The sequence below is a fragment of the Pedobacter petrophilus genome (genome assembly GCF_009674725.1).
GTDB classification, from domain to species: Bacteria; Bacteroidota; Bacteroidia; order Sphingobacteriales; family Sphingobacteriaceae; genus Pedobacter; species Pedobacter petrophilus.
Genome location: NZ_WKKH01000048.1, coordinates 17,572 through 30,396 on the forward strand (window position 1 = coordinate 17,572; position 12,825 = coordinate 30,396).

Consider the following 12,825-nt stretch of genomic DNA (forward strand, 5'->3'; position numbering starts at 1 on the left):
TAAATATTATCATAATGAGCGAGCAGTCAGTGCAAAAGATTCTCCATGTAGTATCCTCTATGGATCCAAAAGAAGGAGGTGTGTGTCAGGCAGTAAGGACAATCGTTGCGGGTTTATCTACCAGAAACATTTATAGTGAAGTGGTTAGTTTAGACGATGCTGAATCTTTTTTCTTTAAGTCTGATCCATTTACGGTTCATGCGCTTGGGCGTGGAAAAGGACCCTGGAGATATAATAAAAGACTTACATCATGGTTTGTAACCAATTTATCTTATTTCGATAAGGTAGTGGTACACGGACTCTGGACTTACATGGGTTTCTCTTTACAGAAAGCTATTAAAACCATTTCATCAAAAAAAGATGAGAAAGTGCCTAAAGTATTTGTAATGCCGCATGGCATGCTTGATCCTTATTTTCAACGGGCATCGGGCAGGAAAATGAAGGCTTTAAGAAATACTTTCTATTGGAAGTTTATCGAGAACAAGCTGATTAACACGGCCGATGGAATTTTATTTACGTGCGAGGAAGAGGCTGCTTTAGCTAAGCTGCCATTTAAGCCTTACCAACCTAAAAAAACCTATATAACGGGTTTGGGCGTAGAACATCCGCCGGTATATGTAGAAGAAATGAAAATTGAGTTTGAAAGCCGTTGTCCGCAATTGGATAACTCACCTTATATTCTTTTTCTAAGTAGAATAAATGAAAAAAAGGGAGTCGATTTATTACTGGATGCTTATTTGTCCATTGTAGAATCGGTGGAAACAAATCCACGTTCGGAGCTTGCAGGTTTATTGCCAAAACTGGTTATTGCGGGGCCTGATTTAGAAAGCGAATTCGGTAAAAAGATTCAGAAACAGGTTGATCAACATCATCTGCTTAGAAAATCTGTCATTTTTACCGGCATGTTATCCGGCCTTTCTAAATGGGGAGCATTTTATGGTTGTGAAGCTTTTATCCTGCCAAGCCACCAGGAAAATTTTGGAATCGCAGTGGTAGAGGCACTCGGTTGCTCAAAACCAGTTTTGATTTCTAACCAGGTAAACATCTGGCGGGAGATTAATGAAGATGGTGGCTGCTATGTTTCCAGCAACACCATCGATGGTACAAAGAAACTTTTAGAATCTTGGGGGCAAAGTTCTTATAAAACAAAGAGAATGATGTCTAAAAACGCATTTTATTCATTTACAAAAAACTTTGCAACTGTACCGGCCACAACCAAATTCGTTGATGCAATATCTAACCTAAACTAAAATGAGTGTTCAAACCGCAAACTTATTAGAAAGTGACCTTTCGAAATTCGATATTGGAGATTACAATGCCGGGAGCAAATGGAAGGATGTACTTTGGTATCCCTTTAATTACCTTGTTTTTAACAGCTGCATTCCATGGCCAAGCGCAGTAAAATCGGGTTTACTCAGGTTATTTGGTGCCAAAGTGGGAACGGGTTTGATGATTAAGCCAAGGGTGATTATTAAGAGCCCACGGCGGTTGATTATTGGTGACAATTGTTGGATTGGTGAATCGGTCTGGATTGATAACCTCGACGATGTTAAGATTGGCAACAATGTTTGTATCTCTCAGGGAGCGATGTTACTTACCGGAAACCATGATTACAATAAGGTTAATTTTCCTTACCGCCTGGGTACAATTATTTTAGAAGATGGGGTTTGGGTGGGTGCAAAATCAGTTGTGTGTCCGGGAGTTAAATGTTTATCACACGCTATACTCACTGTAAATTCTGTGGCAACGAAAAGTCTCGAACCCAGAAAAATTTACTCAGGAAATCCTGCTGTTTACATCCGGGATAGGAAAATTACAGATTAAATCTTCGAACATTACAGATAGATCATCTGGTTAAACAAAAAGCTTAGCTGGATAAACTGACAACACCAGGAAAATAGTGTTGAAGGATGCGATAATCTTCATCCCATACCAACATCTTCAAAAAAATAAAAAAACATTGCCTCTTTCTGCTCACCAGTAGGCATAACCAACGCATCAATCTTTGGATGTGCTCGCTCAAAACAAATTTTATGGAACAAATCAATACCGCAAAAAAGCGCATTTTATTACTTGGAATTAACTTTTCGCCTGAACTTACTGGTATTGGAAAATATTCAGGAGAGATGATCGATTGGTTAGTCAAGAATGGATATGATTGTACGGTTGTTACTTCATTTCCTTACTATCCTAACTGGAGCGTTCAACAACCTTACAGAGGGTTATTTTATAAGAAAGAGGTGAATGAAACCGGCGACCTGAAAGTTTACAGATGTCCGCTTTATGTACCATCTACCCCCACCGGGAAGAAAAGAATTCTGCACGACATCAGCTTCTTTTTAACTTCTTTACTGATGATGATTTACCTGCTGTTTAAGCCAAAAAGCGATTATGTTTTTTGTGTGGCACCGCCGTTTCATCTCGGCTTTTTAAGTAGTTTATATTGCTTTATAAAGGGGAGTAAAATGGTTTATCATATCCAGGATTTGCAAATCGAAGCAGCCAGAGATCTTGGCGTGATTAAAAATCAGTCATTGTTTGGCCTGATGCTGAAAATGGAGAAATTTATCCTTAAAAGAACCACCTATGTTTCGACCATTTCTGAGGGGATGTTAGAGAAAGTAGCACTGAAGACTGATAAGAAAGTGCTTATGTTTCCAAATTGGGTAGATGTAGAAGAATTTCATCCCATTAATAAGCGAGATGAACTGAAAAAGCAATGGGGCTTTAAACCTGAGGCTAAAATTGTGCTGTACTCCGGAAGTATTGGCGAAAAACAGGGTTTGGAAAGTTTAATTTCTATTGCTGATAATTTTCAACAGTATCCGTTAATTCAGTTTATTATCTGTGGAAATGGCCCTTACCGAAATAAGCTGCAGGATTTTGCAAGGGATAAAAATTTATTAAATATCAGCTTCCTGCCATTACAACCCCTTCATATTTTTAATGAGTTTTTAAATATGAGTGATGTTCACCTGGTGTTGCAAAAGAAAAATGCCTGCGATTTAATGATGCCATCTAAACTGGCCGGAATACTTTCTTCAGGTGGGCTGGCGCTTGTTACCGCAGAGCAGGGAAGTACACTGCATAAAATTATTAAAGAGCATAACATGGGGGTAGTAATCAACTGTGAAGATGAAAATCTTTTAGCCAGTACGATTCTGGCCTGCTGTTCTGGCGATCACCAGGCGAGAACGCATAATGCCCGTGCATATGCCATGAGAGAGCTTAACAGGGATGTGATTTTGAAACGGTTATTTTCTGAAATAGAAACTGGAAAAGAATCAAAAACCCTCGTGCCGAAGATTAAGGAAATTAAAACAGAACTGGTTTTCAGCAATAATAATTAAGCCTCAAAACAATCATGAACAATTTCAATCTATCTGACGAATCGATTATAGATCATTACGAAAACGAATTAGCCGGAAATTTAAACAACCAGTTTGTTTTAAGTGCGCCAATTGATGCGGTAAACCGTGAATATTTGTTTCAGCAGCAGTTAAAGAGGCTATTTGATGTCTTATTTAGTTTAACCGTTTTGGTTGCTTTTAGCTGGGTGTATGTCATTATTGCAATTATCATCAGAGCGGATAGCAAGGGCAAAGTGATATTTAAGCAAAAGCGGACGGGCAAAGATGATCAGTCATTTTGGTGCTACAAATTTCGCACAATGGTGGTTAACGATCATGCACACACAAACCACGCGCAGAAGAATGATGCCCGAATCACCAATATTGGCAAATTCTTAAGAAAATCCAGTTTGGATGAACTTCCGCAGTTTTTTAATGTGCTTACCGGCACCATGAGTGTAGTTGGCCCACGGCCACACATGTTAAAGCACACCGAAGAGTACAGACAAACAATTGATAATTTCATGGTTCGCCATAGCATAAAACCTGGTATTACAGGCTGGGCACAGGTAAAAGGTTTCAGGGGAAACACAACTGGAAACGAGATGATGGAAAACCGGGTAAAACACGATATCTGGTATTTAGAAAATTGGTCGAATAAGCTTGATTTAAAAATTATCATACTTACCGCCAGACAGGTTTTCAAAGGACATGAAAACGCATTTTAAAAGAAAAAATAAAAATATTAAATAAAAAAGGCAATGAAAAAAAAGGCATTAATTACAGGAATAACCGGTCAGGATGGTGCATATCTAACAGAACTTTTATTAGAAAAAGGTTATGAAGTACACGGAATTAAAAGAAGAAGCTCACAGTTTAATACAGACAGGATTGATCATTTGTATCAGGGACCAGAAGTAGAAAACAGAAGTTTAGTTCTTCATTACGGTGATTTAACCGATTCAACCAACCTGATCAGAATCATTCAGCAGGTACAACCTGATGAGATTTATAACCTCGGAGCAATGTCTCACGTACAGGTAAGTTTTGATGTTCCGGAATATACTGCAAACGCAGATGGTATTGGAACGTTAAGAATTTTAGAAGCCATCAGAATTTTAGGCTTACAAGATAAAACCAGAATTTATCAGGCTTCTACTTCAGAGCTTTACGGATTAGTACAAGCGGTGCCACAAAGTGAAACCACTCCGTTTTATCCGCGTTCGCCTTATGCAGTAGCCAAAATGTATGCGTATTGGATTACTGTAAATTACAGAGAGGCATATGGCATGTATGCTTGTAACGGAATTTTGTTTAACCACGAAAGCCCGCTGAGAGGCGAAACTTTTGTAACCAGAAAAATTACCAGGGGTGTTGCCAAGATAGGTTTGGGTCTTCAGGATATGCTTTATTTAGGTAATCTTGATGCAAGAAGAGATTGGGGCCATGCGAAAGACTACGTTGAAGCCATGTATTTAATTCTTCAGCAGCCATCTCCGTCAGATTTCGTTATTGCAACAGGAATTACCACCCCGGTACGTGAATTTGTGAAATTAGCATTTGCTGAAATTGGTGTTGAAATTGGTTTTTCTGGTACCGGTGTAGATGAAAAAGGCTTCGTGGTATATTGTAATAATCCGGATTATCAATTGGAAATCGGAAGAGAAGTAGTTGCTGTTGATCCGAAATATTTCAGACCTACAGAAGTCGATCTTTTGGTAGGCGACCCAACTAAATCAAACCAGTTATTAAACTGGAAACCTAAATATGACCTTCAAATGCTGGTAAGTGAAATGGTTGAGGCAGACGTGGAGCTTTTCAAAAAAGACCAGTTACTTAAAGAATCGGGTTACGTAATAAAAAATCAATATGAATAATATGGAACAGACGGATTTAAAAGATTTAGACGCGAAGATCTACGTTGCTGGCCACAAAGGAATGGTAGGTTCGGCGATAGAAAGAGCCCTTATTAAACAGGGTTACACCAATATCATCAAAAGAACTTCGAAACAACTGGATCTTACGGATAAGTTGGAAGTAGACCATTTCTTTGCAACATACAAGCCGGATTACGTTTTTTTAGCTGCGGCTAAAGTAGGCGGAATTATGGCAAACAATACTTACCCGGCAGATTTTTTAGTTCAGAATATTAACATTCAAACCAATGTGATCCATGCTTCCATGGTTAACAAAGTTAAAAAGCTTTTATTCCTGGGTTCGTCTTGTATCTATCCTAAACTAGCTCCGCAGCCAATAAAGGAAGAATATCTTTTAACCGGCGCCCTGGAGGCAACTAATGATGCTTACGCAATTGCTAAAATTTGCGGGATAAAAATGTGTCAGGCTTATGCCAGGCAATATGGTGTGAATTACATTAATGCCATGCCAACCAATTTGTATGGTAAAAATGATAACTATCACCTTGAGAATTCTCATGTTTTGCCCGCTTTGATTCGCAAAATCCATGAAGCAAAACATGCAGGCACGCCCGAGGTAACTGTATGGGGAACCGGCACGCCTAAAAGAGAGTTTTTATATGCTGATGATTTGGCAGAAGCATGTGTTCACCTGATGAAGGTTTACAACAGCAGCGAAATCGTTAACATTGGTACAGGTGAAGATTTGACCATTAAAGAGCTGGCCACCACCATTTCTAAAACTTTGGAATATGATGGAAATTTAATTTTCGATGTTTCGAAGCCAGATGGAACGCCGAGAAAACTGCTTGATGTTTCGAGAATTAAAAATACTGGTTGGGAACCCAAAGTGGAACTGGAGAAAGGTGTTTTTCTGGCCTACCAGGATTATTTAGAACAGATAGATTACCCAAAAATAGCTGTTGACAGTAAATCGCTTTGTGCATAAAACACAGCGCAATTTATACTGACAGTAAATCCAGTATAATAAAGAAACACTTTTTTTATAGTGTGTCACTGGGGACAATTGAGAAACCCTGCGCCGGATGGCCAGGGTTTTTATTTTTGCCTTTTTTTCGATTAAAAGCCTTGTTCATCTGCACTCGGGCCATAGCTGCCGGGGATAGGAATGTTTAAAAGGCGTAAGTAAACGCCTAGTTGCGCGCGGTGGTGAATGATCTGGCTAAATGACATGCGCATCATCTCATACTTGGTTAAGTCACCTAAAATATGTTCCCCATTGCGCAAAATCCACTGTTTATCAAAATCTTCTACGCTCGATTGCGCCAATTCTGATCTGCCTTTTTCATAACTTTCTTCCAGCAGCTTCAGTAAATCATCATTACTTTCTACCTTTTTTTCCTGGTAAGGAGCAGTTTCAAAATCTAATCCATCAGTTGTAAATGCCAGGTTAACCCATTCAGGAAGCTCTGCAATGTGGCTCGCAAGCGATTTCAGTTTCATGCTTTTCCCGTGTGGTGCCCAATCGAATTGATCTGTTGGTACAAGTGCCAGAAATTTCTTAGTTGTAATGAATTCTGATTCAAATTCCTTTAATAATGCTTTGATAATGTCCATATGTTTTAGTTTAAATTTTTCAATTCCTTGTAATTCCATTAATAGTAAGTCGGCGAAGCTCATCGTTTTTCGTTTTGGTGATACAAAGGAAACAGGCCATACTGACAACCCTATGGCAGTGCCAAAAAATTAAATTGATTTATTTTTTAGTCATGCTGATTTGCTGTCCTTCTGTTTGGTAAGACAGCAATATTATTCCTTAACTAATGGGGGGATTTGGAAGGGAATTACTAAAAATTAACGGGCAACATGGTCATGTAATCGCTTAAAGGCATATGATCTGTTTTTGAGAATGGTTTTTCCAGGTTTTTCAGGCAAATGATTCTGGTTAAATTAAAGTCGCGGTATTGATTTCTTAAATGGCACCAGGCAATCATATGCCAGCTGAAAGCATAGAAAATTAATCCAATACATTCCACGCAGCGTTTGCTTGCCACTTCCTTCGCATTCTTATATTCTAATTCAATTAAACTTTTCTCGGAAATGGCCTGCTGAATAAGCGAAAGGTAGCCATAGTTAAAGGTTAAACGTTCCGGAATCTGCAGTTTGATGTGTTGATTTAAGGTTTCCAGCTTCTCTTTCTGAGTGGTTTTTAGTACTGCTTTTACCTTAGTCAGCGCCGTTGAATAATGGGAACGAATGGAATGATCAGCGAAACCATTTACCAGGCTTTCTACCAAAAGTAAGGCATTTGCTTCATCTGTATTAAAAGAAACAGGTGGTAAAAAATATCCTTGAACCAAGAAATAACCTTTGTTATGCTCAAAACTAATCGGGATTCCTTGTTCGCCCAGCGCCTTAACATCGCGGTATACGGTACGAATACTCATGTCGAAACGTTGTGCAATCTTTTCTGCTGTAATGTATTTAGCAGATTGAAGCAAGGTTAATATACCAAAGAGGCGATCGATGCGGTTCATGTGTCAGGGGATTGCTATAAAATTAAGAAATAAATCAAACCTTTCAGGGGGTAGTATTGTATTCTAATGTTTGATATGTCTTTTCGGCGAAAAATTCGTTAATATTAACATATACTCAATAGTTCATGGCAGCCGCAATTCAAAAGCGTTTTTTCAGGGCAGTAAAAAGTAAGGTAATCATTGGGTTTCTATTGGCTTGTTTTGCTTTATTATTGGCGTGGGGAATCAGCAAGTTTGCCTTTACCAGAATGCTAAACACTGTTGAGGAAATTTCTGCACCGAATGACAGGTTAAGAATCGTAAATGATTTATCGCATAAAATTGCGAGACTGGATCAGTTGCAAAGGGATGAAGCTTTTAATAAGCAAGGCAATTATAACTTTTTACGGGAATCAAGAAGATTAAGGTCGAGTTTGGATACCCTCCGGGTACTTTATGCCGGCGATTCCATACAGCTTAAGCGGATAAAATCTATTAAAAGCTTGCTTGTACAGCGTGATAAACAATTTATCGCTTATCTAAAAGTCAGGGAAACCCTGGTAAACACTAAATCTTTCTCAAATGAAGTTCAAAAACTGAATGAATTAGTAGCTACCCGGGCACGTCAAACCGATAGTGCTGTTTTAACTACTGAAACTACAACATCTACCACCACTGTTGCACCAGAAGAGGAACAGAAATCGAGAGGGTTTTTAAGCAAGCTTTTTGGAAAAAAGAAATCTGACATTTATAAAATCATTAACGAAGAATTTAAAGTGAAACGCGATACGTTGAACGCAAAAGCGGAAGACAGTATCATGAAAAGCATGACGGGTTCTTTGAAAAACATCGAGAATGAGCAACGTCAAAAAAGCCAGAAGTTTTTAAAGCGTGAAGCAGATTTATCTACTGCCAGTAATGCTTTAACAAATCAAATGCTTCAAATTTTAAGGGAAGTAGAAGGGGAGGCAGTGGCGCAGGTAGATTTAAACGGCATTCAGGCTAAAGAGGTAGTGAATGATGGGATTACACAAATTACAGTCATCATCATTACATTCTTTTTTCTTACGGTCATTTTACTTTACCTTATCCTCACTGATATTACCAGGAGTAACAAATACCGCAAAGCGTTGGAAGAAGCTAAAGATTTAGCCGAATATCATGGTAAGGCCAAGCAGCGGTTCCTTTCTAATATGAGCCATGAAATCAGAACACCTTTGCAATCTATCCTGGGCTACGCAGAATTAATTGTTCAGCAAGATCAGCCTAAGAAAAAAGATGTTGATGCCATTTACCAATCGTCTATTCATTTGCTTCAGATTGTAAATGAAGTACTCGATTATAACCGGATTATATCCGGAGAGTTCAGTTTCAATGACCAGGTTTTCGACATTAAAAAAATTATCGAGGAAGTTACATCTGTTATCCGCCCATTGGCTGCCCAGAAATCGTTAACCCTTATTACAAACTTAAATCTAAGTGATGTGGAGTTTGTTCGCGGCGATGCTTTCCGGTTGAAGCAAATCCTTTTCAACTTGTTGGGTAATGCAGTAAAGTTTACTTTGAAAGGAGAGATTACGCTGGCGGTAACCTGTAAAAAGCAGCAGGGAAACCTTCATTTCAATTTTACAATTAAAGATACCGGAATAGGTTTTGATGAAAAAGACATTCCAAAAATATTCAATGAGTTTGAACAGATTGAATCTGCAGAAAGATATGTGCTCAATCAAACCGGAACAGGTTTGGGCCTGCCGATTGTTAAAGCTTTAATTGATGCGCAAGGCGGAAGAATCCATGTAAAAAGTAAAACAGGGATTGGAACCACTTTTAATATCTATCTTACTTATCAGGAGAGTACGGAGGCAATAATTGATCCACTGGATTTAGAACATTATGCTATTGTAAACCCGGGTGTGGTTTGGGTTATTGATGATGACAGGTTAATTTTAGAACTCTGCGGATTGATCTTTGAGAAAAATAAAATTCCTTATAAAAGTTTTAACCAGGTTGCCGATATTTTACATGCAGAGGCCGATCTCCAGCTGAAATATGTGTTGGTAGATATGCGTTTGCCTGAAATGACTGGTTTGGAACTTTGTCATATCCTAAAGAAAAAACTTCCTGAAAATGTTAAATTCTATGCCATAACTGCTCAGGTATTGCCAGAAGAGCGGGAGATGGTGTTAAGTGAGGGGTTTGATGGATTAATTTTAAAACCTTTCCGTGCGGTAGACTTACTTTCTATTTTTGAAAAAAAGGCCCTGATAATTGAACCGCCAGAATTTGACTTTTCGTCTATTGAAAAAATGACTTTTGGCGATCAGCAAATGCTGGAGAAAATTCTGGCCAGATTTAAGGAGGATTGTATAGCTGATGCTGATGTTTTGAAAACCTGCCTTGAAGAAAATGATCAGGATAAAAGCCGGTTGATTGTTCACCGGCTTGCCGGAAGAACTGCACAAATGGGTGCTAAAACACTGGCCCAGGCGTTGCGACAACTGGAAATTGACATTGCGGAAAATGGTTTAAATCAGGAGCGAAAAGATGCAGTAAGGAATCAACTTAAAAAGTTGGATGCGCTAATTGCGGTGATGGAAGAGTTAGAGCCACAATAACCAGGTGAACCTATTTATCAAAGCTTAGAAATTAAGCAATCCCATATCTTTCCATTTTAGAATAAAGCGTCTTCCTGTCGATATTAAGCATCTTTGCCGCCTTTGATTTGTTGTGCTTGGCTTTGATTAAGGTTTCGGTTATTAGTGTCTTTTCATTTTGTTCGGTCGCTGCCTTTAAATCAGAAGAACTTCCTGGCATGGTTTGTTGATTTACTGAAATCATCATTTCATCAGGCAACGCATTTACCTGAGCCACCTCCCCGGGGGTTAACAGGACCATGCGTTTAATCACATTGCTGAGTTCCCTTAAATTTCCTGGCCAGTCGTAATTAAGTAATAGCGACTTTGCTTCTGCAGAAATGCTTTTTACGTTTCTATCGAGATCACGATTGGAAAGTTGTACAAAGTGATTGATAAATAATTCAAGATCACTGCCACGGTTTCTGAGTGGGGGCAGCTGAATTTTAAATTCGTTAAGGCGATGGTATAAATCTTCCCTGAATTCTCCGCCGGCTATACTATTTAACAAATCATCATTGGTAGCCGTAATAATTCTAACATCTACAGCAACATGTTTAGTGCTTCCTAACGGTTGGATTACCCGTTCCTGAAGCGCACGAAGTAACTTAATCTGAACTTCATAGCTCAGATTACCCACTTCATCTAAAAACAATGTTCCGCCATTTGCCGCTTCAAACTGACCTTTTTTATCGTTCAAAGCGCCAGTGAATGCACCTTTTACATGCCCGAATAATTCGCTTGCTGCTAAATCTTTTGATAAAGCACCACAATCTATGGCTACAAAGGGTTTACCAGCACGTTTACTTTGTTGGTGTAGCGTTCTGGCTGCAAACTCCTTTCCTGTACCGCTTTCACCTTGAATAATAACAGACATATCAGTGGGCGCAACGAGGTCTATGTGTTCATATAACCGATCGGCAATGGCACTTTTTCCTTTAATGAAGTCTGCTTCAGGAACTTCGGTTTTTACATTATTAGGTTCCTTTTTGGTTAAGGAGTTTTTAATTACCATTAGAAGTTCATCCGGGTTCACCGGCTTGGTGATATAGTCGAATGCACCCATTTGCATGGATTTGACTGCCGTACGAACATCATTGAAACTGGTCATGATGATAATAGGGGTAGAAATACCCAGGTTTCTATTGTGTGTAATAACATCGAAACCTATTCCATCCGGGAGGCGATAATCAATTAAAAATAGATCGAAAGTTTCATTTTCAATCAATTTAAAAGACGGTTTAATGTGCGTGGCCAGTGAAATTTCGTGGCCGTGTTTTGTCAAAAAACCTTCAAGTAATTGGGCAAATGTTGTATCGTCTTCTATAATCAGGATTTTGGCCATATAGCAAAAATAAGAAAAGCCAGTTAAAAACTGGCTTTCTTATACTAGGTAGATGTAATATTTGGGTTTACTCAACCGGTTTACCGTCTTTGTCAATTTTAATTGAACCCGTTTCGGCTTCTTTTTTCACATTAATAATGTAATATTCTTTTGTACCTTCTTTAACCGACCATGCTTCAGTAGCTGTCCAGCCTTTATAGGTATCAGATTTTAATGCTGTGGTTACTGGCTCGGGAAGTTCTTCCAATTTAACCGGTGTTTTTACTGCACTATCCTGAACTGCAACAATTGCAGCATTTTTCATTGTATTTACTTCACTCGCTTGTACTGCTGAGAACCCTGCAAAGGCTAGGAACGCAGCTGATAAAATTAATTTTTTCATCTTATTATATATTTAATGGTGATGAAACTATCAAATAGTTTCGTGATTCGTTTAGTTGAACGTAACCCGATGGTTCCGCTTATTGATTATGCCTCTGAGGGCGATTATTGAACTGGTTTACCGTCTTTATCTATTTTTACAGAACCTGTTTCTGCTTCTTTTTTAACATTGATTAGGTAATATTCTTTGGTACCTTCTTTAACTGACCATGCTTCAGTTGCTTCCCAACCTTTATATGCGTCTGATTTTAATGCGGTGGTTACTGGCTCAGGAAGTTCTTCCAATTTAACAGGCGTTTTAACTGCGCTATCTTGAACTGCAACAATTGCAGCATTTTTAATTGTATTTACTTCACTTGCCTGTACTGCTGAGAACCCTGCGAACGCTAAGAATGTAGCTGATAAAATGAACTTTTTCATGGGATATAAATTTTAATATTTAATATGTGTAACGATACTTGCTAATGTTTCATAATGATGCCAAAGCGGTCTAAAAACACCAAATAACTGTTAATCAGTTTTTTGTGTTTGTGCAAGAAAATTAATTATGGGGAATTATTCCACAAGTTGGGGAATTTGGTAACAGATTTGGTTTTAGGTTGAGGAGTTATATGGGGTTTTGTGAGTTTGGAATGAGGTATGGTCTATTATTAAATAAATTCATTTTGTCCTGGCCGGACGGGCTTATTTTCTTTTGACAGCAAAAGAAACAAAACTGCCGGC

At 38.5% G+C, this 12,825-nt stretch carries 12 protein-coding genes; 7 read left to right on the forward strand and 5 right to left on the reverse strand.

What is annotated here, in order from left to right; genetic code table 11:
• Positions 1 to 14 precede the first annotated feature (14 nt).
• The 6 genes from GJU39_RS19835 to GJU39_RS19860 all read left to right on the forward strand — a co-directional run bounded on the left by GJU39_RS19835 (position 15) and on the right by GJU39_RS19860 (position 6,215).
• Positions 15 to 1,250 carry a glycosyltransferase gene (locus tag GJU39_RS19835; RefSeq protein ID WP_154282745.1) on the forward strand — a complete coding sequence of 412 codons (1,236 nt, stop codon included), beginning with the start codon at positions 15 to 17 and terminating at the stop codon, positions 1,248 to 1,250.
• Between the two features lies 1 nt (position 1,251).
• Positions 1,252 to 1,824 carry a WcaF family extracellular polysaccharide biosynthesis acetyltransferase gene (locus GJU39_RS19840; RefSeq protein ID WP_154282746.1) on the forward strand — a complete coding sequence of 191 codons (573 nt, stop codon included), beginning with the start codon at positions 1,252 to 1,254 and terminating at the stop codon, positions 1,822 to 1,824.
• A 209-nt stretch (positions 1,825 to 2,033) separates the two neighbouring features.
• Entirely contained in the window at positions 2,034 to 3,350 is a 1,317-nt protein-coding gene (locus GJU39_RS19845; RefSeq protein WP_154282747.1) for a WcaI family glycosyltransferase, read from the forward strand.
• A gap of 14 nt (positions 3,351 to 3,364) precedes the next feature.
• Positions 3,365 to 4,078: an exopolysaccharide biosynthesis polyprenyl glycosylphosphotransferase gene (locus GJU39_RS19850; protein ID WP_154282748.1), complete on the forward strand. Its 714-nt coding sequence runs from the start codon at positions 3,365 to 3,367 to the stop codon at positions 4,076 to 4,078.
• Between the two features lie 33 nt (positions 4,079 to 4,111).
• Positions 4,112 to 5,227 (forward strand): GDP-mannose 4,6-dehydratase, encoded by a 1,116-nt coding sequence (gmd, locus tag GJU39_RS19855; protein WP_154282749.1) that lies wholly within the window; start codon positions 4,112 to 4,114, stop codon positions 5,225 to 5,227.
• 1 nt (position 5,228) lies between these two features.
• Positions 5,229 to 6,215, forward strand: coding sequence for a GDP-L-fucose synthase family protein (locus tag GJU39_RS19860; protein ID WP_154282750.1), 987 nt, complete (start codon positions 5,229 to 5,231; stop codon positions 6,213 to 6,215).
• Between the two features lie 131 nt (positions 6,216 to 6,346).
• Here GJU39_RS19860 and GJU39_RS19865 read toward each other — a convergent pair whose 3' ends face one another.
• Positions 6,347 to 6,844 carry a DinB family protein gene (locus GJU39_RS19865; protein WP_154282751.1) on the reverse strand — a complete coding sequence of 166 codons (498 nt, stop codon included), beginning with the start codon at positions 6,842 to 6,844 and terminating at the stop codon, positions 6,347 to 6,349.
• 230 nt (positions 6,845 to 7,074) lie between these two features.
• On the reverse strand, positions 7,075 to 7,764 hold the full coding sequence (locus GJU39_RS19870) for a helix-turn-helix transcriptional regulator (protein ID WP_154282752.1): 690 nt from the start codon (positions 7,762 to 7,764) through the stop codon (positions 7,075 to 7,077).
• Between the two features lie 125 nt (positions 7,765 to 7,889).
• Here GJU39_RS19870 and GJU39_RS19875 point away from each other — a divergent pair, with 125 nt between their 5' ends.
• Positions 7,890 to 10,358, forward strand: coding sequence for a hybrid sensor histidine kinase/response regulator (locus tag GJU39_RS19875; protein ID WP_154282753.1), 2,469 nt, complete (start codon positions 7,890 to 7,892; stop codon positions 10,356 to 10,358).
• A gap of 31 nt (positions 10,359 to 10,389) precedes the next feature.
• Here the strand turns inward: GJU39_RS19875 and GJU39_RS19880 are convergent, their stop codons facing one another.
• The 3 genes from GJU39_RS19880 to GJU39_RS19890 all read right to left on the reverse strand — a co-directional run bounded on the left by GJU39_RS19880 (position 10,390) and on the right by GJU39_RS19890 (position 12,522).
• Positions 10,390 to 11,721 carry a sigma-54-dependent transcriptional regulator gene (locus GJU39_RS19880; RefSeq protein WP_154282754.1) on the reverse strand — a complete coding sequence of 444 codons (1,332 nt, stop codon included), beginning with the start codon at positions 11,719 to 11,721 and terminating at the stop codon, positions 10,390 to 10,392.
• Between the two features lie 67 nt (positions 11,722 to 11,788).
• Positions 11,789 to 12,103 (reverse strand): hypothetical protein, encoded by a 315-nt coding sequence (locus GJU39_RS19885; protein WP_154282755.1) that lies wholly within the window; start codon positions 12,101 to 12,103, stop codon positions 11,789 to 11,791.
• A gap of 104 nt (positions 12,104 to 12,207) precedes the next feature.
• Positions 12,208 to 12,522 (reverse strand): hypothetical protein, encoded by a 315-nt coding sequence (locus GJU39_RS19890; RefSeq protein ID WP_154282756.1) that lies wholly within the window; start codon positions 12,520 to 12,522, stop codon positions 12,208 to 12,210.
• Between the last annotated feature and the right edge of the window lie 303 nt (positions 12,523 to 12,825).

What these genes read in the sequence shown, in the direction of transcription:
- GJU39_RS19865 (WP_154282751.1), bottom strand. Translation starts at nt 6,844, where the DNA reads ATGGACATTATCAAAGCATTATTAAAGGAATTTGAATCAGAATTCATT.
- GJU39_RS19840 (WP_154282746.1), top strand. Translation starts at nt 1,252, where the DNA reads ATGAGTGTTCAAACCGCAAACTTATTAGAAAGTGACCTTTCGAAATTC.
- gmd (WP_154282749.1), top strand. Translation starts at nt 4,112, where the DNA reads ATGAAAAAAAAGGCATTAATTACAGGAATAACCGGTCAGGATGGTGCA.
- GJU39_RS19875 (WP_154282753.1), top strand. Translation starts at nt 7,890, where the DNA reads ATGGCAGCCGCAATTCAAAAGCGTTTTTTCAGGGCAGTAAAAAGTAAG.
- GJU39_RS19885 (WP_154282755.1), bottom strand. Translation starts at nt 12,103, where the DNA reads ATGAAAAAATTAATTTTATCAGCTGCGTTCCTAGCCTTTGCAGGGTTC.
- GJU39_RS19880 (WP_154282754.1), bottom strand. Translation starts at nt 11,721, where the DNA reads ATGGCCAAAATCCTGATTATAGAAGACGATACAACATTTGCCCAATTA.
- GJU39_RS19860 (WP_154282750.1), top strand. Translation starts at nt 5,229, where the DNA reads ATGGAACAGACGGATTTAAAAGATTTAGACGCGAAGATCTACGTTGCT.
- GJU39_RS19850 (WP_154282748.1), top strand. Translation starts at nt 3,365, where the DNA reads ATGAACAATTTCAATCTATCTGACGAATCGATTATAGATCATTACGAA.
- GJU39_RS19870 (WP_154282752.1), bottom strand. Translation starts at nt 7,764, where the DNA reads ATGAACCGCATCGATCGCCTCTTTGGTATATTAACCTTGCTTCAATCT.
- GJU39_RS19835 (WP_154282745.1), top strand. Translation starts at nt 15, where the DNA reads ATGAGCGAGCAGTCAGTGCAAAAGATTCTCCATGTAGTATCCTCTATG.
- GJU39_RS19845 (WP_154282747.1), top strand. Translation starts at nt 2,034, where the DNA reads ATGGAACAAATCAATACCGCAAAAAAGCGCATTTTATTACTTGGAATT.
- GJU39_RS19890 (WP_154282756.1), bottom strand. Translation starts at nt 12,522, where the DNA reads ATGAAAAAGTTCATTTTATCAGCTACATTCTTAGCGTTCGCAGGGTTC.